This window comes from Ruegeria arenilitoris, assembly GCF_013031355.1.
Taxonomy (GTDB): domain Bacteria; phylum Pseudomonadota; class Alphaproteobacteria; order Rhodobacterales; family Rhodobacteraceae; genus Ruegeria; species Ruegeria arenilitoris_C.
The window spans coordinates 19422-39246 of record NZ_WPZO01000012.1 but is presented as its reverse complement, the minus strand read 5'-3'; the positions used below and the strand labels follow the sequence as shown (position 1 = coordinate 39246).

At 60.7% G+C, this 19825-nt stretch carries 23 protein-coding genes; 7 read left to right on the top strand and 16 right to left on the bottom strand.

Features of this window, described 5'->3' with window-relative positions; all coding sequences use genetic code 11:
• Window positions 1-39: 39 nt before the first annotated feature.
• Complete coding sequence (locus GOX63_RS20215) at window positions 40-375, top strand: cupin domain-containing protein (RefSeq protein WP_170546979.1); 336 nt, start codon at window positions 40-42, stop codon at window positions 373-375.
• 54 nt (window positions 376-429) lie between these two features.
• On the opposite strand, the gene dapD is transcribed toward GOX63_RS20215, so the two are convergent.
• Both dapD and GOX63_RS20205 read right to left on the bottom strand, forming a co-directional pair.
• A complete protein-coding gene (gene dapD, locus GOX63_RS20210) occupies window positions 430-1257 on the bottom strand; it encodes a 2,3,4,5-tetrahydropyridine-2,6-dicarboxylate N-succinyltransferase (RefSeq protein ID WP_170328054.1) in 828 nt (275 codons plus the stop codon).
• A gap of 108 nt (window positions 1258-1365) precedes the next feature.
• A complete protein-coding gene (locus GOX63_RS20205; RefSeq protein WP_170546977.1) occupies window positions 1366-2283 on the bottom strand; it encodes a threonine/serine dehydratase in 918 nt (305 codons plus the stop codon).
• A gap of 79 nt (window positions 2284-2362) precedes the next feature.
• Here GOX63_RS20205 and GOX63_RS20200 point away from each other — a divergent pair, with 79 nt between their 5' ends.
• Window positions 2363-3205: a TIGR00730 family Rossman fold protein gene (locus GOX63_RS20200; protein ID WP_170328052.1), complete on the top strand. Its 843-nt coding sequence runs from the start codon at window positions 2363-2365 to the stop codon at window positions 3203-3205.
• A 3-nt stretch (window positions 3206-3208) separates the two neighbouring features.
• The gene (locus tag GOX63_RS20195; RefSeq protein ID WP_170546974.1) at window positions 3209-4303 is read left to right on the top strand and encodes a cystathionine gamma-lyase; all 1095 of its coding nucleotides are present in this window, start codon (window positions 3209-3211) and stop codon (window positions 4301-4303) included.
• Here the strand turns inward: GOX63_RS20195 and GOX63_RS20190 are convergent, their stop codons facing one another.
• Window positions 4304-4687, bottom strand: a complete 384-nt coding sequence (locus GOX63_RS20190) for a hypothetical protein (protein WP_170328050.1) — start codon at window positions 4685-4687, stop codon at window positions 4304-4306.
• 147 nt (window positions 4688-4834) lie between these two features.
• On the opposite strand from GOX63_RS20190, the gene GOX63_RS20185 reads away from it, so the two are divergent.
• The 3 genes from GOX63_RS20185 to GOX63_RS20175 all read left to right on the top strand — a co-directional run bounded on the left by GOX63_RS20185 (window position 4835) and on the right by GOX63_RS20175 (window position 7809).
• Window positions 4835-5752, top strand: a complete 918-nt coding sequence (locus GOX63_RS20185) for a DnaJ C-terminal domain-containing protein (protein WP_170546971.1) — start codon at window positions 4835-4837, stop codon at window positions 5750-5752.
• On the top strand, window positions 5749-6087 hold the full coding sequence (locus GOX63_RS20180) for a hypothetical protein (protein ID WP_170328048.1): 339 nt from the start codon (window positions 5749-5751) through the stop codon (window positions 6085-6087). Before GOX63_RS20185 ends, GOX63_RS20180 begins: the two co-directional genes overlap by 4 nt.
• 63 nt (window positions 6088-6150) lie before the next feature.
• Window positions 6151-7809, top strand: coding sequence for a U32 family peptidase (locus GOX63_RS20175; protein ID WP_170328047.1), 1659 nt, complete (start codon window positions 6151-6153; stop codon window positions 7807-7809).
• A gap of 3 nt (window positions 7810-7812) precedes the next feature.
• On the opposite strand, the gene GOX63_RS20170 is transcribed toward GOX63_RS20175, so the two are convergent.
• The 5 genes from GOX63_RS20170 to GOX63_RS20150 form a co-directional block, all read right to left on the bottom strand.
• Complete coding sequence (locus GOX63_RS20170; protein WP_170328046.1) at window positions 7813-8439, bottom strand: cytochrome P460 family protein; 627 nt, start codon at window positions 8437-8439, stop codon at window positions 7813-7815.
• 234 nt (window positions 8440-8673) lie between these two features.
• Window positions 8674-9861, bottom strand: coding sequence for a 23S rRNA (adenine(2503)-C(2))-methyltransferase RlmN (rlmN, locus tag GOX63_RS20165; RefSeq protein ID WP_170328045.1), 1188 nt, complete (start codon window positions 9859-9861; stop codon window positions 8674-8676).
• 79 nt (window positions 9862-9940) lie between these two features.
• Window positions 9941-10318: a lysozyme inhibitor LprI family protein gene (locus tag GOX63_RS20160; RefSeq protein ID WP_170328044.1), complete on the bottom strand. Its 378-nt coding sequence runs from the start codon at window positions 10316-10318 to the stop codon at window positions 9941-9943.
• A gap of 131 nt (window positions 10319-10449) precedes the next feature.
• On the bottom strand, window positions 10450-10617 hold the full coding sequence (locus tag GOX63_RS20155) for a hypothetical protein (RefSeq protein ID WP_170328043.1): 168 nt from the start codon (window positions 10615-10617) through the stop codon (window positions 10450-10452).
• A 162-nt stretch (window positions 10618-10779) separates the two neighbouring features.
• A complete protein-coding gene (locus tag GOX63_RS20150; protein WP_170328042.1) occupies window positions 10780-11313 on the bottom strand; it encodes an invasion associated locus B family protein in 534 nt (177 codons plus the stop codon).
• Window positions 11314-11491: 178 nt separating this feature from the next.
• Between GOX63_RS20150 and GOX63_RS20145 the strand changes: the two genes are divergently transcribed.
• The gene (locus tag GOX63_RS20145; RefSeq protein ID WP_170328041.1) at window positions 11492-12490 is read left to right on the top strand and encodes an asparaginase; all 999 of its coding nucleotides are present in this window, start codon (window positions 11492-11494) and stop codon (window positions 12488-12490) included.
• Between the two features lie 3 nt (window positions 12491-12493).
• On the opposite strand, the gene GOX63_RS20140 is transcribed toward GOX63_RS20145, so the two are convergent.
• From GOX63_RS20140 to hutI, 8 genes are all read right to left on the bottom strand, one after another.
• On the bottom strand, window positions 12494-12814 hold the full coding sequence (locus GOX63_RS20140) for a YciI family protein (protein WP_170328040.1): 321 nt from the start codon (window positions 12812-12814) through the stop codon (window positions 12494-12496).
• A 24-nt stretch (window positions 12815-12838) separates the two neighbouring features.
• The gene (locus GOX63_RS20135; RefSeq protein WP_170328039.1) at window positions 12839-13264 is read right to left on the bottom strand and encodes an SRPBCC family protein; all 426 of its coding nucleotides are present in this window, start codon (window positions 13262-13264) and stop codon (window positions 12839-12841) included.
• A complete protein-coding gene (locus GOX63_RS20130) occupies window positions 13252-13581 on the bottom strand; it encodes an ArsR/SmtB family transcription factor (protein WP_170328038.1) in 330 nt (109 codons plus the stop codon). The genes GOX63_RS20135 and GOX63_RS20130 overlap by 13 nt, the downstream gene beginning before the upstream one ends.
• A 59-nt stretch (window positions 13582-13640) precedes the next feature.
• On the bottom strand, window positions 13641-14519 hold the full coding sequence (serB, locus tag GOX63_RS20125; RefSeq protein WP_170328037.1) for a phosphoserine phosphatase SerB: 879 nt from the start codon (window positions 14517-14519) through the stop codon (window positions 13641-13643).
• 68 nt (window positions 14520-14587) lie between these two features.
• On the bottom strand, window positions 14588-16270 hold the full coding sequence (hutU, locus tag GOX63_RS20120) for a urocanate hydratase (RefSeq protein ID WP_170328036.1): 1683 nt from the start codon (window positions 16268-16270) through the stop codon (window positions 14588-14590).
• The gene (gene hutG / locus GOX63_RS20115; protein WP_170328035.1) at window positions 16267-17064 is read right to left on the bottom strand and encodes an N-formylglutamate deformylase; all 798 of its coding nucleotides are present in this window, start codon (window positions 17062-17064) and stop codon (window positions 16267-16269) included. The genes hutU and hutG overlap by 4 nt, the downstream gene beginning before the upstream one ends.
• Window positions 17064-18593, bottom strand: a complete 1530-nt coding sequence (gene hutH, locus GOX63_RS20110) for a histidine ammonia-lyase (protein WP_170328034.1) — start codon at window positions 18591-18593, stop codon at window positions 17064-17066. Before hutH ends, hutG begins: the two co-directional genes overlap by 1 nt.
• Window positions 18590-19798 (bottom strand): imidazolonepropionase, encoded by a 1209-nt coding sequence (gene hutI / locus GOX63_RS20105; protein ID WP_170328033.1) that lies wholly within the window; start codon window positions 19796-19798, stop codon window positions 18590-18592. Before hutI ends, hutH begins: the two co-directional genes overlap by 4 nt.
• Window positions 19799-19825: the final 27 nt, after the last annotated feature.

Here is a 19825-nt window from a genome sequence, read left to right as displayed (position 1 = left end):
CTTCATAGTGCCGTGACACAGACCGCAAAGGACCTATCCATGGCGTACCCAGATTTCATCACCGACTTCCCCAGCCTCGACGTACCCTTCCCCGAGGACGTGGTGCAATCAGCGGTGATCCGGTCGGATGCGGGGCTGGTGGCCTTTTTCACCTTCCTCAAGGATTTCGAACTGCCCGCGCATTCGCACAAGGCGCAATGGGGCACGGTGATTGAGGGCGAGGTGGAACTGACCATCGGGGTTGAGACCAAAACCTATCGCCCCGGCGACAGCTACTCGATCCCGTCCGGCGTCGAACATGGCGGCAAGATCAAGGCCGGAACGCGGGTGATCGACGTGTTCGAGGAACCCGACCGCTATCCGGTCAAAGGGTAACAAAAAAGGCCGCAGCATTGCGCCGCGGCCCGTTTTTTTTGATCTGCAATCCGATCAGTCGCGCAGCAGCTCGTTGATCCCGGTTTTCGAGCGGGTCTTTTCGTCCACCCGCTTCACGATCACGGCGCAGTACAGGCTGACATTGTTCTTGGACGGCATCGAGCCGGCAACAACCACCGAATAGGGCGGCACTTCGCCATACATGACTTCGCCGGTTTCACGGTCGACGATCTTGGTCGACTTGCCGATGAACACGCCCATGCCCAGAACCGAACCTTCGCGGACGATGCAACCTTCGACCACTTCGGAGCGTGCACCGATAAAGCAGTTGTCCTCGATGATGGTCGGACCGGCCTGCATCGGCTCCAGCACGCCGCCGATACCGACGCCGCCTGACAGGTGCACGTTCTTACCGATCTGTGCACAGGACCCCACGGTGGCCCATGTATCAACCATGGTGCCTTCGTCGACATAGGCGCCGAGATTCACGAAAGACGGCATCAGCACCACGCCCGGGGCGATAAAGGCCGACTTGCGGACCACACAGTTGGGAACCGCGCGAAAGCCAGCAGCTTGCCACTGGTTCTCACCCCAACCGGCAAACTTGCTGTCCACCTTGTCCCACCAGCCGCCAGCCTGCGGGCCGCCGTTTTGGATTTCCATATCCTTGATGCGGAAGCCCAGCAGAACCGCTTTCTTGGCCCACTGGTTCACGTGCCAGTCACCGCTTTCCAGCTTTTCGGCAACCCGCAGCGAGCCGCTGTCCAGCGCGTTCAGCGTATCTTCGATCGCTTCACGGGTCTCGCCGGTGGTGGCGGGGGTGATGGTGTCGCGCGCCTCCCAGGCGGCTTCGATGGCGGCTTCCAGTTGCGCGTTGGACATGAGTGGGCTCCCTGCAGAATCTGTTCACGTTGGTGTTGCCTATACGCAAGCGAAGGACTGGCCGCAATGCGACGCTGAACGCGCGCTTTGCGGCTGTTTGCTGCTGTTTTATGCGCCCAGTGGATCCGGAGAGATGTTACCGCCGCAGATCAGCACCGCCACGCGCTCACCCGGTTCCGGCTGGTAGGCCCCCGAAAGCAGCGCCGCCAACGCTGTCGCACCTGCCGGTTCCACAAGGATTCGATGTGCTTGCCATAGCCGCTGTTGCGCCTCGGCAATGGCCTCATCCCTCACCAGAACCGAAGTCATCCCCTGCGCCAGACCGAAACAGATCGACCCGATCCGCCGCGCGCCCAGCGCGTTGGCGGCGATGCCCGAGACGGTCACATCCACCGGCTCACCCGCCTGCAAGGCCGCGTTCAGCGCACACGAAGTTTCGGGTTCAACAGCCACAACTTTGCGTGCGCCCTGAAACCAGCCCAGCGCCCCGGCGATCAATCCGCCGCCGCCCACCGCGATCAGAACCGTATCGGCCTGCAGGCCCTGCGCCTCCCACTCGGCAAAGCAGGTGCCCTGCCCGGCCACGGTGGCGGGCGCATCATAGGCGTGGATCTGCATCGCGCCTGTCGCCTCTTCGTGCTGCTGCGCGCCGGTCAACGCGTTGGCGTACTCGCCGGGCACCACGCTCAGATTGGCACCGGTCTGTTCGATCAGGGCGATTTTCGACGGCCCCGCAATTTCCGGCACGAAGATTTTCGCCGGATAGCCCAAGGACCGCGCCGCAAAGGCCGCCGCCGCACCATGATTGCCGCCGGATGCCGCCACGACACCCGCTTCGGGCACATCCATGCTGAGCAGCGTATTGAACGCCCCGCGGGCCTTGAAACTGCCGGTATGCTGCAAGTGCTCCAGCTTCATTTCGACCGGATAGTCCAGCCCCAAGGCCGTGCTTTCCATCACCGGTGTCACCTGCGCATACCCGGTGATCCGGTCGGCGGCTGCTGAAATTTCGCTCTTCCAATTCATTGTTGTTCTTCCGTGACTGGCGCTCTGGCCGCGAACCCTATAGCTGTTTTAGGAACACGCAAGCAGGGAACCATCACCCATGAGAGAAGACCGCCTCAGCCCCTTCCGCGACGCACAGACCGACCGCTCGACCGCAAGCGAGGTGCCGGACACGCCGCAGACACGCTCACCCGCGTATCGCCTTGCCTTTGCCGATGACGATTTCCTGTGCCGGGATGAGTTGCGTCCGGTGCGCCTGCAACTGGAATTGCTGAAGCCCGAGATGATCATGACCGAGCGTGAAATCACCTCGACCATCGTCATGTTCGGCGGCGCGCGTATTCCGGAACCGTCGCAGAAACACACGGCGCGGACCCAGACCCTGGCCAACCTGTCGGAATACTACGACGAAGCCCGCGAGTTTGCCCGGTTGATGACCGAGAAATCGAACAAAACCGGCTGCCGCGAAAACGTGATCGTCACCGGCGGAGGCCCCGGCGTAATGGAGGCCGGGAACCGCGGCGCGCAGGACGCGGGCGGCTGCTCGATCGGCCTGAACATCGTGTTGCCGCATGAACAGGCGCCGAACGAATTTGTGACCCCGGACCTCAGCTTCAACTTCCACTATTTTGCCATTCGCAAGATGCACTTCCTGATGCGCGCCCGCGCCATCACCATCTTCCCCGGCGGGTTCGGCACGATGGATGAGCTGTTCGAATCCCTCACCCTGATCCAGACCGGCCGGATGGAACGCGTGCCCTTCCTGCTGTTTGGTCGCGCATTCTGGGAAAAGGTCATCAACTGGGAAGCGCTGGCCGATGCGGGCACCATCTCGGACGAAGACCTCGACCTGTTCCGCTTTGTCGATACCGCACAAGAAGCGGTCGATATCATTGAGAACTGGGAACCCGCGCCGCCCCGCGACGAAATTCCGGGGCGCTGAAGGATGTCGAAGACCGGAGAGATGCTGCATCTGCGCGGCAATACATTGCACGCAGGCGACCCGGTGGCACTGCCGCTGACCCAAAGCAGCATGTTCCACCTGCCCGGTGCGCCGGATGGCCTGCCCACCTATGGCCGGGTCGACAACCCTACGTGGCAGCATCTGGAACACGTTCTGGCCCATCTTGAGGACGCGCCTTGCCTGACCTTCCCGTCGGGCATGGGGGCAATTTCGGCGGCTTTGTTTGCGACCTTGAAATCCGGATCGCACCTGCTGATCCCCTCGGATGGATATTACGTCACTCGCGTGTTGGCTGACCGGTTTCTGTCCGGGCTGGGTGTTTCGGTCACAGAACGCCCAACAACCACGTTTACCGAAGGCGGGTTTGACGGCTTCGATGTGGTCTTTGTCGAAAGCCCCTCGAACCCCGGGCTGGACATGATGGACCTGCCTGCTATTGCCCAGGCCGTGCGTGACGCGGGTGGCATCACGATTGCCGACAACACGACCCTAACGCCGCTGGGCCAGCGTCCGCTGGATCTGGGTATCGACGTGGTGGTGGCCTCGGATACCAAAGCCATGGGTGGGCATTCCGACCTGCTGATGGGCCATGTGGCCAGCCGTGACCCACAGATCATGGAACGGGTCGAGGAATGGAGGAGGGTTTCCGGCGCGATCCCCGGGCCGCATGAGGCCTGGCTGCTGCATCGCGGGCTGGAAACGCTGGACGTGCGCCTTGACCGGATGTGCAGCTCGGCGCAAGTCCTGGCAGAACGACTGGCGGAGCACCCGGCTGTGAAACACATCCGCTATCCCGGCCTGTTGGGCGATCCTTCGCATGATCTCGCCAAGGCGCAGACTTCACGGTTCGGCTTCCTGCTGTCGATCACGCTGGAATCGGAAGACAAGGCTGAAACTTTCATCAATGCCTGTTCGATGCTGCGCCCCGCCACCTCCTTTGGCGGCGTCCACAGTTCCGCCGAGCGCCGCGCGCGGTGGGGTGACGATGTCGACCCCGCTTTCATCCGCCTGTCGGTCGGGTGCGAGCCGGTGGAAGAGCTGTGGTACGCGATCGAGGCCAGCCTGAACGCGCTGTGATTACTTCTTGGGCTCGCGTAGTTCCTTGAAAACGTAGATCGGCAGCACCACGCTGGCGATCAGCGCCCCAAGCCAAACCAGCAGCGTTGCGGCCAGCAGGTTGGAAATCCCGCCAATCGTCAGGCCGTTGGTCACCAGATCGGTGACCAGCAAACCCACGAACGTCACGATCAGCGCGATACCGCCCTTGATCGCGGGCGCTCTTTTCTCGCCCAGCTTAAGGATCAAAGGCTCGGCGATCCATTGCACCAGCGTAAAGACAACCACCACCACGATGAATGAGATTGGCCGGATCGCAAATTCCGGCAGCAAAATCGCAGCAAGCAGCAACCCGATGGCATTCCCGGCCAGCAGGGCAAGAATGGACTTGAGTCTGCGCGTCATGGGGGTCTCCGTTAAAAACAATGCGAAACATGCATATGTTAACAGACCTGCAGGGTTTTGCGAGCGGTTTCAAAAGTCTCTTCCTTTTGGCCCTTTGAAAACGCATGATAAAACCCATCCTGTTCCGCCCGACCCGCGAGAGGTGAGATGAGCGACGATCCCTATTCCGCCCTTGGTGTCGCCAAAGACGCCAGCGATGCCGAGATCAAAAAGGCCTATCGGCGCATTGCCAAGGACTGCCACCCCGACTTGAAACCCGGCGACGCCGAGGCCGAAGCCAAGTTCAAGGCCGCAGCCGCCGCCTATGACCTGCTGAAAGACCCAGAAAAGCGGGGGCAATATGACCGGGGCGAGATCGACGCCTCGGGTCAGGAACGCCCGCAACAGCAATATTACCGCGACTATGCCGAAGCCGCAGGGAACCCCTATCGCGGGCGTCAGGCAGACCCGGACGACATGTCCGACATCTTCGCCGAGTTCATGCGTGGTCGAGGTGGCTATGGCCAACGCACACAGGAATTTCACGCGCCGGGGCACAATCGCGCCTACAGCCTGCAGATCAGCTTCTTGGACGCGGTGTTCGGCGCCAGCCAGAAGCTGACCCTACCCGATGGCGACCGGATCGAGGTGAAAATCCCCGCCGGTATCACCGACGGCCAGACCATCCGCCTGCGCGGCAAGGGCGATCCTGGCTTTGGTGAGGGTCCTCCGGGCGACGCGCTGGTGACAGTCTCGGTTGCGAAACACCCGGTTTTTGATCGTCAGGGCGACGACATCCACATCACTCTGCCGATCACGATTGATGAGGCCGTTTTGGGCGGAAAGGTGCCCGCCCCCACCATCGACGGCGGCGTCAATGTCAGCGTCCCGGCAGGCACCAGCAGCGGCAAGACACTGCGCCTGCGGGGCAAGGGGGTCAAGAAACGCGGCTCAACCGAACGAGGCGATCAGTTGATCGAACTGACCATCACGATGCCCGACCAGATCGACGACGAGTTGAAGCAGTTTATGGAGACATGGCGCGACAACCACAGCTATGACCCGCGCAAAGGAATGCCGTCATGAGCCTGACCGAAGAGCAACTGATCGCAACCGTCACCCGCCTGACTTCGGCCCGGCTGACCGAATATCTTGCCGCCGAGATCGTGATCCCCGAACAAACTGATGAGGGTCTGGTCTATCACAGCCTTGATGTCGCCCGTCTGGAACTGGCCTGCGAGTTGCATGACCAGTACGAGATGGAGCCGGATGCGCTGTCTATGATGATCTCTCTGATCGACCAGATGCACGGGTTGCGCGCCGAACTGCGCGAAGTTTTGAACGCGGTCGAAGCGCAGCCCGACCCCGTCCGCAAACAACTGATCGAAGTCATAGGCACAGCGCGGTTCCGTCGCAGATAATGGGCTTTTGGACTCAGGGTCTTTGCCGTAAAAGGCCCCCTTGATCCAAAACCCGGTATGTCCATGACCCAGTCCAGATCCGAACTGCTGATGCCTGCGGGCAATCTGCGCAAGCTGAAACTCGCCATCCTTTACGGGGCGGATGCGGTGTATCTGGGTACGCCGGATATGTCGCTGCGCACGAAATCCGAGTTTTCGCTGGAAGAGGTGATCGAAGGGGTCGAATTCTGCCACCAGCATGGGCGGCGCGCCTACCTGACGCTGAACCTGTTTTCGCACAACAAGGACATTCCGAAGCTGGACGAATACATCGACACAGTCCGCAAGGTGAAACCCGACGGGTTGATCATCGCCGACCCCGGCGTATTCCAGTATGTGCGCGAACGGGCACCCGAACTGCCGCTGCATATCTCGACCCAGGCCAATATCTGTTCCTGGCTGTCGGTGAAGTTCTGGCAGGATCAGGGGGCCGAACTGGTGGTTCTGGCGCGCGAGGTCTCCTACCCCGAACTGGTCGAGATCCGTGAGAAATGCCCCGACATCAAGCTTGAGGCCTTTGTTCACGGCGCCATGTGCATGACCTATTCGGGCCGCTGCCTGCTGTCGAATTTCATGGCCGAGCGTGGTGCCAATCAGGGCAACTGCGCCAATTCCTGCCGCTGGAACTATGGCCTGAAGCTGCGCCTCAAGGACGGCACGCATCAGGAACTCCGCATAACCGAGGAAAACGCCGACCTGTTCGAGTTCCTGCTGGAAGAAGGCTGCCGCCCCGGCGACCTGATGCCCATCGAAGAGGATGATCGCGGCTCGTATATCCTGAACTCGCGCGATCTGTGCATCATGCCGAAACTGGATGAGTACCTGAAGATCGGCGTCGACAGCCTCAAGGTCGAGGGGCGCGGCAAATCGGAATATTACGCTGCCATCGTCGCCCGCGCCTATCGCATGGCCATCGATGACTATCACGCGAACCCCGAGAACTGGGATCCGAAGCCCTATATGCGCGAACTCGAAACCGTGGGGAACCGCGGCTATACGTTGGCCTTCCACGAAGGGCGGCTGACCAACTATTCCCACGATTACGAACACACCGCATCCATCGCCCAATGGGAATATGCCGGGATCGTCACCGAGGTGACCGAAGATGCGTTTCTGGTTGAGGTGAAGAACAAGCTGGAACCAGGCGATGTGCTGGATTTCGTCTCACCCATCTCGCGCGACACGGTTCTGCTGCGGGTCTATGATTTCGAGCGCGCCCATGGCGGCGCGCGACTGGACGTGGTGCATGGCAGCACGAAAACCGTCATCCGCCTGCCCTTCACCCTATTCGATCACGAAGACATCGACGACTTGCGTGCCCGTTTTCCGGTCTATTCCGTCCTGCGCAAGGAACGCGCCCTGACCGACGAACACTGGAGCCGCATCCGGTTCGACAAGCTGGTACAGGGGCTGGAAACCTCGGGCCGTGACAATCCAAAGGCCTATGAACGCCGCCGTGATGAACTGGTGGAAAAGATCGGCGAGGAAGGCAACGAACGCCGTTTCAAGACCAACCGCATAGGCACCGAGGGCTGCTGCGGCAAAGGCTGCAACGGCTGTCTGATCTTCTGGCAGGACGAGAAATACGCGCTGGCCCGCGAGGTGCTGTCGAAACGCAAACAGGGCGAACAACTCAGCCGCCGTGAAGCCACGGCGCTGAAGCTGCCTGACGAGGCCGTCTGACCGTCAGTTCCCGGCGATATAGTCTTCGGGAACAAAGAACGTGTAATCCCGGTCGGCAACGGCCTCGTGGCACTCATGGCAATAACCGACCGCTGAGGCGCGGAACCCCATCGTGTCACCGAACAAAGACCCATCCGGCAGCACCATGATATAGCGCCAATCAGCCGTGTCGGGGCTGACGCCTTCGGCCAGTTTTTCCATCACGAACAGGGCACCGGGATGGACGTTGCCCTCATCCGTGACAGTCACGCTGTCCTTGGCCAGCACTGAGCCTTTGGGCAGCTTTTCGCCCTCCTGCAAGGTGCCGTAGTTATGCGCCATGCGATTGGCATAGCTGTTCACGTAACGCTGGCCATGGGTGGCAGATATATAGGGTGCATCATTGAACAGCGGCCAGCTTTGGTAATTCAACAACTCATCCAACTGCGCAGCACCATACCCGCGCGCCATACGCCGTTGCAGCGACTTGTAAATCTGCAACGCCTCGTCCTTCGACAAATCTGCCGGATTTTCAATGGCGATATGCGCGTCCTCGCCGGTGGATTGCGCAGCCGTTTGAGGGGCGGAAATGCCCGAAAACACCAACGCTGCAAGGAAAATCGAAAACAGTCTTAAAAATCGTAACAACATAGAGATGGCCTACCTGGTTTATAAGGTTCGCCTGAACGCCGCCGGTCATGCCTAAAATAAGATAGCGGCCCTGAACAAACGCGCCACGACCGGAGAGCGGCTTTCACCGCTTTGTGCGCAAGAGTGAATTGCGCCCATCCCGCCTTGACGGTCGAAATATATCAAATTTTGCATTCAAAAAACAGCGGGGCAAACATTAATTTATTGTCGCCTAATGCGATACAATAAAACGGATCAGCTTTGCAGCCCGGCTTCGGCCTCGATTTGTTTGCGCGATTTACGGGCGCGTTCGGTGGCCGATTTCAACTGACCACAGGCTGCCATAATATCCTCGCCGCGGGTTTTGCGGATGGGTGAGGCATAGCCCGCCTGATAGATAATGTTCGCGAAGGCCCGGATACGGTTGTTCGAGCTGCGCTTATAGGGCGCGCCCGGCCATTCGTTGAAGGGAATCAGGTTGATCTTGGCCGGAATGTTGTGACGCTTGATGTGGCCGATCAGGCGATGCGCGTCCTCGTCACTGTCGTTGACGCCATCCAGCATCACGTATTCAAAGGTGATCCGCTCGGAATTCGAGGCTTTGGGATAGCTGGCTAGCGCCTGCAGCAGTTCCTCGATGTTCCAGCGCTTGTTGATCGGCACCAGCACGTCACGGGTTTCATCCGTGGTGGCATGGAAGGAGATCGCCAACAGACAACCGATTTCTTCTGCTGTGCGCGCGATTTCAGGCACCACGCCCGAGGTCGACAGCGTGATCCGACGGCGCGACAGGGAAATTCCCTCGGGGTCCATGGCGATCTTCATCGCGTCACGGACGTTTTCGAAGTTGTACAGCGGCTCGCCCATGCCCATCAGAACGATATTCGACAAAAGACGGGTTTCGTCCTTGGGCGCACCGGGGACGGGCCATTCTTCAAGATCGTCGCGCGCCATCATCACCTGCCCGACAATCTCGGCCGCCGTCAGGTTGCGCACCAGTTTCTGCGTGCCCGTATGGCAGAAGGAACATGTCAGCGTGCACCCGACCTGAGACGAGATACATAGCGTGCCGCGATCCTCTTCGGGGATATAGACCACCTCAACCTCGTGCCCGCCGGCGATACGGCACAGGTATTTGCGGGTGCCGTCTTCCGAGACCTGACGGGTCACCACTTCGGGGATTTCGATCACGAAATTCTCGGCCAGTTGCGCGCGATAGGCTTTGGCCAGATTGGTCATCTCGGCAAAGTCACGCACGCCCCATTGATAGATCCACTGCCAGATCTGCCCTGTGCGCATCTTGGCCTGCTTTTCCGGCGTGCCGTGTTCGATCAGGACCTCGCGCAGCTGGTCGCGGGTCAGGCCGACAAGGTTAATCTTCCCCTCGGGCAATTTGCGGGGGATGGTCATGACGTCTTGAGTGATCGGCGCTTTGGGCGACATGGGGCTATCTCAACGGATTCTGGCTTGGGATGCGCCTCTATATAGGAACATCCGCAAAGATCAAAAGGAATCGTACCGATCAATCGGCAAAGCGCAGCAATTCATCCACACGCGCACGCCCCAGATCGACCCGGCACGACGTGATCGCGATACCGGTTCCCGACCCTCCGCCGTATGAGGCGCCGATGGCCTCGCATTGCGCGTCCCTGTAGCCTTCCCAGGCCGATTGCGCGGCCTCCAATGCGGGCTGCGCAACGATGCGCCCCGTGACATCATCCAACTCTTTGGCGGCCTGCATGGCAAAGCCGTAACTTTCTTCCAGCGCCTGAGCGACCCGATCCTCCATTGCGCCAACGCAAGACCCGATTTCGACCTGCGATCCTGCGTCTGAGCACTCTAACGTCGGGTCCGCCAAAGCCGCGGATGACAACAAAAGTAAAAGCAAGACGTGGCGCATAGTTCATTCCCGGCTGAGGTTTTGTGCGAGGCCACGATACCACGTCATCGGCGAAGCCCCCAAATACAGATCGGCCGCACCGACCAAGCCGGTGCGGCCAAATTCAGATATTCCGGATTAGACGAAACCCCTCAGATACCCGCAGGCAGGATATCGCAATCCGCAGCGTCCAGCGTTTTCACCGGATCTTCCGGGCCGCACTGCTCACCCGAGACTGGGTAGGTGTCGGCATCTTTTTCACAGGCGCTTAAGAACATGGCGGCGGTCATCATGACGGCGACAATGGTTTTGTTCAGCATAGGCAGGCTCCTTCCTTGTCTCTGAACTGATTAGTTCAGAAAGGTCGGTCGCTCACTTTGATACGGATCAATTTTTCAGGCAGACGTGGCGTCAAGCGAACGTGTTTTGCACAAAAGAAAACCCCGCCGGATGACGGGGTTTCGCGTGTCTGTGGAAAAAGATCAGTTTGTGCAGCGTTTTTGGGCGTCTTCCAGCGCTGCGGTGAATCCCAGTAACGAGAACGTGTCCTTGGTCTGCGTGCCGCGTTCGGACCGGGCCGTCACCACCGCCTCGGTGCCTTTTTTCATGGCCTCGATCACCTTGGGTTCCTGACCTTGGGTCGCGGGCCAGGCCCATTCGCCGTCAGTGATGAACTCAAACTCCTGATCTTCGATCCGGACATTGACCGAAGACCCGGCTGCAAACGGGTAACCGCCGGTAAACGACACCTGACCGGCGACGTTTTCGCTGGGCCGGAAAACCACAAACAGCAGAATGTCGCTGCGTCGCACCGATACCACGCGTCCACCGCGCGTGTTGACGGTTTCGTCGGGTGTCGCCACGCTCCAGCATTCGGTGGGATCTTCTTCGACGAACACGCTCCAATCCGTCTTGGCAGCCACACGATTGGTGCTGGACGCCTGTTGAGCGGTTGCGGTTGTAGCCATCCCTGCCACACACAGGCCCGCGATCACACGGACGAGTTTCGATCCCATCTGTCCAGCCTCCTAGCTCGACCTAAACCTCATACCCATCGGAAATGCCTGCGCACCTTGCCGGTTCGTCTGTAAGTTGCGTATTCCGATGATTGTCGACATACACACACTAACGCAGGTTTCGCCACAGGCGAAAGGGCGATTGGCAGAATTTTGCGCATATTTGAGGAGGGTCCCGATGACGCAGCCCGTAGCAATGACAGAACTGTGGCGCGGCCCCTTGCTGGAAAGCCTGCATTTGGGTCACGCAGTGATCTGCGATGACAGCGGCCAGATCGTGCAAAGCTGGGGCGATCCGGATGTGACGATCTACCCCCGGTCTTCCGCCAAGATGATTCAGGGGCTGCCTCTGATCACCTCCGGCGCAGCCGCGAAATACGGGCTGAATTCAGAGCATCTGGCGCTGGCCTGCGCCTCGCATAGCGGTGCGCACATCCATACCGACCGCGTGACGGCCTGGTTGGACCATCTGGGCTTGACCGAGCATGACTTGCGCTGCGGCCCGCAGGAACCGCAGGACATGGCGGCGCGCGACGGGCTGATTCTGGCGGATGACACCCCCTGCCAGATTCACAACAACTGCTCGGGCAAGCATTGCGGCTTCCTGACCGTGGCGCAGCATATGGGAGCGGGGCCGGAATATCTTGAGATTGATCATGACGTGCAACAGGCTTGCCTCTCTGCACTAGAGGAAACGACCGGCGAGACAAGTCCGGCCTATGGCATCGATGGCTGTTCGGCGCCGAATTTCGCCACTTCGCTGGTGGGGCTGGCGCGGTCGATGGCGTGGTTTGCCTCGGCCGCTGATCGGTCGGACCGGGCCAGCGATGCGGCGCAGCAGCTGACCGCAGCGATGATCAAACACCCGGAGCTGGTAGCCGGTGAAAACCGCGCCTGTACCGAGCTGATGCGCGCCATGGAGGGCCGCGCCGCGATCAAAACCGGGGCCGAGGCCGTTTTCGTCGCCATCATTCCGGAAAAACGCATGGGTGTGGCACTGAAGATCACCGATGGCACCACCCGCGCCAGCGAATGCGCCATCGCGGCCATTCTGGTGCATCTGGGCGTGCTGGAGGCCGAACACCCGGCCACCCGCAAATTCATGAATGCCATCCAATACAGCCGCCGCGGGATAGAATGCGGCGTGATCCGACCTGCGCCGGGTTTCCCCGGCTAAGGGTCACATTTCGATCGGATGCACCTCGGCCACTTCGACCGAGCCTGTTCCGCTCACGACCATGGGGCAGCCCTTGGCCATCTCGGTCGCGGCATCGATGCTGTCGGCCTTGATGACGGTAAAGCCCGAGGCCGGGTTTGCCCCACCATTGTCGACGACGCCACCGGAACTGACCGTATAGGACTGGCCCACCGGATTGCCGGGGATGTCCAGCGCGTCGCCAATGTTCTGGAACCACGCGCCCCAGGCGGCCATGGTCGCTTCGATTTCGGCAGGATCGGTTGGGGTATGACCGCCGTGATAGACAAACAGAAATTGGGGCATTTCTCTTCCTCCCTGATGCATTTCTTAAAACTGAGCTTCCAATTTGCGTAGCGACGAGGTCCAGCCTTGGTTGTGGTTCGCTGCGATCTCATCATCGCCCAGATCGCGATGATTCAGGATCAGGCGCGCGCCCTCGCCAGCCGCTTCGACGGTCAGCGTTACATGGCTTTCCGCACCGCGCTGATCCTGATCGTCATGCCAGCCCCATGTGAACCCCACCGAGTTGGGCGGATCGACATGGGTGACCTGCCCCGAGACCTTGTATTGCTGGCCCTCGGCGTTCTGCATGACCGAATACCACGGCCCAAGGCGCGAGAAATCCAGGTCATGCTCGGGCACGTGCATTCCTTCCGGTCCCCACCACTGCAACAGCTTCGCGCCGTCGCTGATCCATGCAAACAGGTTATCCGGGCTGGTGGGGAACTCACGTTCCAGTTTCAGGTCGGCCATGAATTCTCCCTTTCAATCAAGTCGTTCAAACGATCGAGGCTGCCCTCCCAGAATTGCCGTTTCGAGATGGTCCACTCGGCAATCGCCCGCAGCCCCTCGGGCTGGATCGAATACATCCGCTGGCTGCCCTGAACCCGTTGCTGCACCAAGCCAGCCTCTCGCAGTACTTTCAGATGGCGCGAGATCGCGGCGCCGGATATGCCGCGCCCTTCGATCAGGTCACCAGCGGGCAGTTCTCCGTCCTGCATCAACTGCTCGACGATCGAGAATCGGGTGGCATCGGACAAGGCCGAGAATGCGGTCAGAAGCGTGTTCATGACCACCGTTTAACATTTTTGTTAAATAAAGGGAAGCCCTAGGTGTAAGCCCCTTGCGATCAGACGTCGGCAAAGGCCGCGCGGGAATAGCCCTGCAGGTACAACAGCGCCGTCAGATCCCCGAAATTGACCCGAATGTCACATTGCTGCGCGACCGAGGGCTTGGCGTGCAGTGCCACACCGGTTCCGGCCCGGCCAAGCATACCCAGATCGTTTGCCCCATCGCCCACGGCCAGCACATCAGCCTCGGACAGGCCCAGCCGTTTGGTGATCTGCTCCAGCGCGTCAACCTTGGCCTGCTTGCCCAGAATCGGGCGCTGCACATTGCCGGTCAGCTTACCATTCTCAGCCAGCAGCGTATTGGCGCGGTTTTCGTCAAAGCCCAGCTGCTCGGCCACTTTCGAGGTGAACGCCGTGAACCCGCCCGACACCAAAGCCGCATAGCCGCCGTTCATGCGCATGGTCGCAACCAGCTCCGCCCCGCCCGGCATCAGCGTGATGCGTTCCTCCAGCACCTTGTCGATCACCGCTTCGTCCAGCCCTTTCAACAGGCCGACCCGTTCAATCAGCGCGCCCTCGAAATCCAGCTCGCCATTCATCGCCCGCGCGGTGATGTCCTTGACCCGTTCGCCAACACCGGCCTCGTCAGCCAGTTCGTCGATGCATTCCTGCCGGATCATGGTGCTGTCCATATCGGCCAGCAGCATCAGCTTGCGGCGCTTTCCGAGCGGCTGCACGATCAGGTCGATCTCCAACAGCTGCAGCTCGGCCCAGACTGCCTCTTGATTGTCGGTCAGCGCGGGGAACCTGAATTCAGCGGCCTCATTCTCGCTCAGCCAGACCGGATCCGACCCGCCCCAGGCATTGCAAAGCGTCTCGACCACAGCCTCGTCCAGCTTTGGCAGATTCGGATTGGTCAACAGAGTGGCTACGTACATGGTCGGTCTCCTGCAGGCTGTTCTGCGCATATCGCAGAGACAGCCAATTCACCAGAGACCTTATGCACCTACCCCAGGATGCCGGGCAGGCGCAGACCATGTGCGCGGGCGCAGTCCTTGGCAATCTCGTACCCCGCATCCGCATGTCGCCACACGCCCGAGGCCGGATCGTTCCACAGGACCCGCTCCAGCCGCCGGGCGGCATCTTCGGTGCCGTCGGCACAGATCACCACGCCCGCGTGCTGGCTGAACCCCATACCGACCCCGCCGCCGTGATGCAGCGATACCCAGGTCGCGCCGCTGGCGGTGTTGATCAACGCGTTCAGCAAAGGCCAATCAGAGACCGCGTCCGAGCCGTCCAGCATCGCCTCGGTTTCACGGTTAGGGCTGGCGACCGAGCCGCTATCCAGATGGTCGCGACCAATGACAACGGGTGCTTTCAACTCGCCATTGGCGACCATTTCGTTGAAGGCCAACCCGGCGCGGTGACGATCCCCCAGCCCGATCCAGCAGATACGGGCGGGCAGGCCCTGAAACGCGATCCGCTCCTGCGCCATGTCGAGCCAACGATGCAGGTGCTCGTTCTCGGGGAATAGCTCCTTCATCTTTGCGTCGGTCTTGTAGATATCCTCGGGATCACCGGACAGGGCGCACCAGCGGAACGGACCAATTCCCTTGCAGAACAGCGGGCGGATATAGGCGGGTACAAAGCCGGGGAAAGCAAAGGCGTTCTCCAACCCTTCATCCTGCGCCACCTGCCGGATGTTGTTGCCGTAATCCAGCGTCGGCACGCCTGCGTTCCAGAAATCGACCATCGCCGCCACGTGCTGCTTCATCGAAGCCCGCGCGGCCTTTTCCACTGTTTTAGGGTCTGTTTCCCGCTTTTCACGCCATTGCGCCATCGTCCAACCCAAGGGCAAATACCCGTTGATCGGATCATGGGCACTGGTCTGGTCAGTGACGATATCGGGGCGCATCCCGCCCTCGGCCATGCGGCGGTAAATCTCGGGGAAAACCTCGGCGGCATTGCCCAGCAGACCAACCGATTTTGCCTCGCCCGCCTTGGTCCAGCGGTCGATCATCGCCAAAGCTTCGTCCAGCGTTTCCGCCTTTTCATCGAGGTATTTCGTCCGCAGGCGGAAATCGATGCTGTCCGGGTTGCATTCGACCGCAAGACAGCAAGCCCCGGCGAACACGGCGGCAAGCGGCTGCGCGCCGCCCATGCCGCCAAGGCCCCCAGTCAGAATCCACTTGCCGGTCAGATCGCCGCCATAGTGCTGCCGTCCGGCTTCGGCAAAGGTTTCATAGGTGCCCTGAACAATGCCCTGCGTGCCGATATAGATCCACGAGCCAGCGGTCATCTGGCCGTACATCATCAGGCCCTTCTTATCGAGCTCGTTAAAATGGTCCCAGGTCGCCCAGTGCGGAACAAGGTTGGAGTTGGCGATCAGCACTCGCGGCGCATCCTTATGCGTGCGGATGATCGCAACGGGTTTGCCGGATTGGACGATCAGAGTCTCGTCCTCCTCCAAATCCTTCAAACCAGCCACAATAGTATCGAAATCCTTCCACGTCCTCGCGGCGCGACCGATGCCGCCATAGACCACCAACTCATGCGGGTTTTCGGCCACATCGGGGTGCAGGTTGTTCATCAGCATCCGCAGAGGCGCCTCGGTCACCCAGCTCTTGGCATTCAGCTCAGGGCCGGTCGGCGGAAAGATATCGCGGGTATTCTTGCGGGGGTCGGTCATGGCGTAAGCTCCAATGCGGTGTCTTGGATGGCATTCAGAATGTCGCGCAACCAGCGGCGCAGGCGGTCGGCTTTGGCGGTGTCATAGCTCCAAGGCGCAGCCTCAGTGGTCAGATAGGTGGACTGCGCCAACTCCATCTGAATGGCGTGTATGCCTTCGGCCGGGCGGCCATAGTGGCGCGTGGTCCATCCGCCCCGGAACCGGCCGTTCAGGACGGTGCTATAGGGGGAGGAATCTGCTAATTTCTTTGAAATAGACTCTATTTTGAGCGAGCAAGTCGCGCCGCCATCCGTTCCGATATTCATATCTGGCAAAGTGCCTTCGAACAGGTAAGGAATACGGCTGCGGATCGAGTGACAATCGAACAGGATCGCCACACCATGACGGTCGCGCACGCGCTGCAGTTCCTCGGCAAGCGCCGCGTGGTAGGGCGCGTGATAGGCCTGTCGTCGCTGGTCGATCTCGTCGACCGAGGGTTCCTGGCCATCCTGCCAGATCGACTGTCCGTCGAAATCGGTCAAAGGCACCAGCGTCGTTGTGTTCTGTCCGGGATAAAGCGACACCCCCTCGGGATCGCGATTGGCGTCGATGACATAGCGATGGACATGGGATTGTACCACGGTCGCATCGTCCAAAATCCCTTCATAGAGCCTCTTTATGTGCCAATCCGTGTCCGCCAGCGCGCGCCCTGTGTCATTGAAGCGGGCAGCAATGTCATCGGGCACGAAGGTCCCGCCATGGGGCTGGCCCAGCACAATCGGGCTGTCCCCGCGCTCTACGCTGACCACCTGCATCACATCAGCTCCGGCATTGGGGTGTTCACGGCACCAAGGATCGCGCCGTCGGTCACCAATAGTTTTACGGCCTCCAAATCTGGTGCCAGATAGCGATCCTCGGCCAGCGCGGGAATGTCCGCCCGCACCCGCGCTATGACCTGCTGCAGCGGATCGCTGGTGCTCAGCGGCGCCCGAAATTCAACCCCTTGTGCCGCGCAGAGCAGTTCGACCCCCAGAATGTAGTTCAGGTTCTCGACCATGCGGGTCAGACGCCGCGCGCCATGGGCAGCCATCGAGACGTGATCCTCCTGATTGGCCGAAGTTGGGGTGCTGTCGGTGACGCAGGGATTTGCCAGATGCTTGTTCTCGCTCATCAGCGCAGCGGTTGTCACCTCGGCGATCATCAGACCCGAATTCAGCCCCGGTTCTGGGGTCAGGAAGGGCGGCAGATCAAAGCTGAGCGTCGGATCCACCATCAGCGCAATACGCCGCTGGGCAATTGCCCCGATCTCGGACAGGGCCAGCGCGATCATATCGGCGGCAAAGCCGACGGGTTCGGCATGGAAATTGCCGCCCGAGACGATCCCATCCTCAAGAACCAGAGGATTGTCAGTGGCGGCGTTGGCCTCGATCTCAAGCGTTGCAGCGGCCTGACGCATGACATCCATAGCCGCTCCGGTGACCTGCGGCTGACAACGGATGCAATACGGGTCCTGCACGCGCGTGTCGCCTTCCCGGTGACTTTCCCGGATTTCCGACCCGGCCAGAACGGCGCGCATGGCGCTGGCGGCCTCGGTCTGGCCGCGATGGCCGCGCAGAGTGTGGATTTCGGGCCGCAGAGGCGCGGTGGACCCCATGATCGCATCGGTCGACAGAGCCGAAATTACCAACGCGCTTTGCGCCGTGCTCCAGGCGTCGAACAGACCAGCCAGCGCGAAAGCGGTTGAAAACTGAGTGCCGTTGATGAAGGCCAAACCTTCCTTAGGACCCAGTTGAATCGGCTCTAACCCCACAGAATTCAGCGCCTGAGCGCCCGGCTGGATGTCGCCGTTCACCTCGGCCTCACCCGCACCGATGATCACTGCGGTCATGTGGGCCAGCGGTGCCAGATCCCCCGACGCGCCCACGGACCCCTGCGCCGGGATCACGGGTGTGACGCCGCGCGCCAGCATCTGCTGCAGCAGCTCGACCAACTCCCACCGCACACCCGAGGCGCCGCGGCCAAAGGACAACAACTTGAGCGTCATCATCAGCCGGGCCACGCGGCGGGGCACGGCAGGACCGACACCGCAACAATGGCTGAGGATCAAGTTGCGCTGCAGAGTCGAGGTATCTTCGGGTGCGATCTTGTGGCTGGCCAGTTTGCCGAAGCCTGTGTTGACACCATACACCGCAGCCTCGCCCTGAGCGGCGGCCTGAATGCGCCGCGCCGCCGCCTCGACAGCGGGCTTACACTCTTGGTCCAGCGAAACGGCGGGTTGTTCCCAATAAACCTGGGCCAGTTGTGCCAACGTCACCTGACCGGGTTGCAAAGACAGAGGCGTCATTCCAGCCCTCCAAATAGTCGTTTGTGCAGAGGGTTGAAGCCAACGCGATAGGACAGCTCGGCCGGATGTGCGACGTTCCAAACCGCCAGATCCGCCCGCTGGCCTGGCATAATCGTGCCCGCATCGCTGATCCCCAACGCGCGCGCGGCGTTGCGGGTGACACCGGACAGAGCCTCCTCGGGCGTCATACGGAACAACGTGCAGCCCATGTTCATCGTCAGCAGCAACGAAGTCAGCGGCGAAGAACCGGGATTGCAATCCGTTGCCAGCGCCATCGGCACTCGATGCTGACGCAGCAAATCAACCGGAGGCACCTGCGTTTCCCGCAGCGTATAGAACGCACCTGGCAGCAGAACTCCCACGGAACCTGCCTGCGCCATGGCCGTCACGCCCTCGGTATCCAGATACTCGATATGATCCGCCGACAAGGCGCCGTACGAGGCCGCCAGCCGGGCGCCACCCAGATTGGACAGTTGCTCGGCATGGAGTTTTACCGGCAGGCCCAGTTCTTGCGCCACATCGAACACCTGTGCGATCTGGGCAGGAGTGAAGGCAATCCCTTCGCAGAACCCGTCCACCGCGTCTACCAGCCCTTCGGCATGGGCGGCGCGCAGCGTCGGGATACAGACCTCCTGGATATACGCATCGGCCCGGTTTGCATATTCGGGCGGTACCGCATGTGCGCCCAGAAAGCTGGTTCTGACCCGGATCGGACGGGCTTCGCCGATCCGACGGGCCACGCGCAGCATCTTGAGTTCAGTTTCCGTATCCAGCCCATAGCCGGATTTGACCTCGATGCTGCAGACGCCTTCATCCATCAGCGCATCCACCCGGGCCAGAGCGTCGACAAGTAGCTCTTCTTCGCTGGCCGACCGCGTAGCGTTCACCGTTGACAGGATACCGCCGCCTGCGCGCGCAATTTCCTCATACGAGGCCCCGTTCAAGCGCATCTCGAACTCTGTCGCACGGTTGCCGCCGAACACCACGTGGGTGTGGGCATCGATCAGGGCGGGCGTGATCAGCCGGGTGCCGAAATCCTCAACCGGCCAACTGGCGTAGTCGGCGGGCAAGGCCCCTTTCTTTCCGGCCCAGACGATATCTGCGCCATCAATGGCAATCGCCGCATCCCGGCAGAGCCCATAGGGCGTATCGCCCACGGACATCGTGGCCATCGCGGCGCTGGTAAGGACCGATTTTCTGGTCATGGCGATTCTTTTCGGCTCCCCTCTTGC

Excerpts from the sequence above, each read along its gene's own strand:
- GOX63_RS20215 (WP_170546979.1), top strand. The coding sequence starts at position 40 with ATGGCGTACCCAGATTTCATCACCGACTTCCCCAGCCTCGACGTACCC.
- dapD (WP_170328054.1), bottom strand. The coding sequence starts at position 1,257 with ATGTCCAACGCGCAACTGGAAGCCGCCATCGAAGCCGCCTGGGAGGCG.
- GOX63_RS20205 (WP_170546977.1), bottom strand. The coding sequence starts at position 2,283 with ATGAATTGGAAGAGCGAAATTTCAGCAGCCGCCGACCGGATCACCGGG.
- GOX63_RS20200 (WP_170328052.1), top strand. The coding sequence starts at position 2,363 with ATGAGAGAAGACCGCCTCAGCCCCTTCCGCGACGCACAGACCGACCGC.
- GOX63_RS20195 (WP_170546974.1), top strand. The coding sequence starts at position 3,209 with ATGTCGAAGACCGGAGAGATGCTGCATCTGCGCGGCAATACATTGCAC.
- GOX63_RS20190 (WP_170328050.1), bottom strand. The coding sequence starts at position 4,687 with ATGACGCGCAGACTCAAGTCCATTCTTGCCCTGCTGGCCGGGAATGCC.
- GOX63_RS20185 (WP_170546971.1), top strand. The coding sequence starts at position 4,835 with ATGAGCGACGATCCCTATTCCGCCCTTGGTGTCGCCAAAGACGCCAGC.
- GOX63_RS20180 (WP_170328048.1), top strand. The coding sequence starts at position 5,749 with ATGAGCCTGACCGAAGAGCAACTGATCGCAACCGTCACCCGCCTGACT.
- GOX63_RS20175 (WP_170328047.1), top strand. The coding sequence starts at position 6,151 with ATGACCCAGTCCAGATCCGAACTGCTGATGCCTGCGGGCAATCTGCGC.
- GOX63_RS20170 (WP_170328046.1), bottom strand. The coding sequence starts at position 8,439 with ATGTTGTTACGATTTTTAAGACTGTTTTCGATTTTCCTTGCAGCGTTG.
- rlmN (WP_170328045.1), bottom strand. The coding sequence starts at position 9,861 with ATGTCGCCCAAAGCGCCGATCACTCAAGACGTCATGACCATCCCCCGC.
- GOX63_RS20160 (WP_170328044.1), bottom strand. The coding sequence starts at position 10,318 with ATGCGCCACGTCTTGCTTTTACTTTTGTTGTCATCCGCGGCTTTGGCG.
- GOX63_RS20155 (WP_170328043.1), bottom strand. The coding sequence starts at position 10,617 with ATGCTGAACAAAACCATTGTCGCCGTCATGATGACCGCCGCCATGTTC.
- GOX63_RS20150 (WP_170328042.1), bottom strand. The coding sequence starts at position 11,313 with ATGGGATCGAAACTCGTCCGTGTGATCGCGGGCCTGTGTGTGGCAGGG.
- GOX63_RS20145 (WP_170328041.1), top strand. The coding sequence starts at position 11,492 with ATGACGCAGCCCGTAGCAATGACAGAACTGTGGCGCGGCCCCTTGCTG.
- GOX63_RS20140 (WP_170328040.1), bottom strand. The coding sequence starts at position 12,814 with ATGCCCCAATTTCTGTTTGTCTATCACGGCGGTCATACCCCAACCGAT.
- GOX63_RS20135 (WP_170328039.1), bottom strand. The coding sequence starts at position 13,264 with ATGGCCGACCTGAAACTGGAACGTGAGTTCCCCACCAGCCCGGATAAC.
- GOX63_RS20130 (WP_170328038.1), bottom strand. The coding sequence starts at position 13,581 with ATGAACACGCTTCTGACCGCATTCTCGGCCTTGTCCGATGCCACCCGA.
- serB (WP_170328037.1), bottom strand. The coding sequence starts at position 14,519 with ATGTACGTAGCCACTCTGTTGACCAATCCGAATCTGCCAAAGCTGGAC.
- hutU (WP_170328036.1), bottom strand. The coding sequence starts at position 16,270 with ATGACCGACCCCCGCAAGAATACCCGCGATATCTTTCCGCCGACCGGC.
- hutG (WP_170328035.1), bottom strand. The coding sequence starts at position 17,064 with ATGCAGGTGGTCAGCGTAGAGCGCGGGGACAGCCCGATTGTGCTGGGC.
- hutH (WP_170328034.1), bottom strand. The coding sequence starts at position 18,593 with ATGACGCCTCTGTCTTTGCAACCCGGTCAGGTGACGTTGGCACAACTG.
- hutI (WP_170328033.1), bottom strand. The coding sequence starts at position 19,798 with ATGACCAGAAAATCGGTCCTTACCAGCGCCGCGATGGCCACGATGTCC.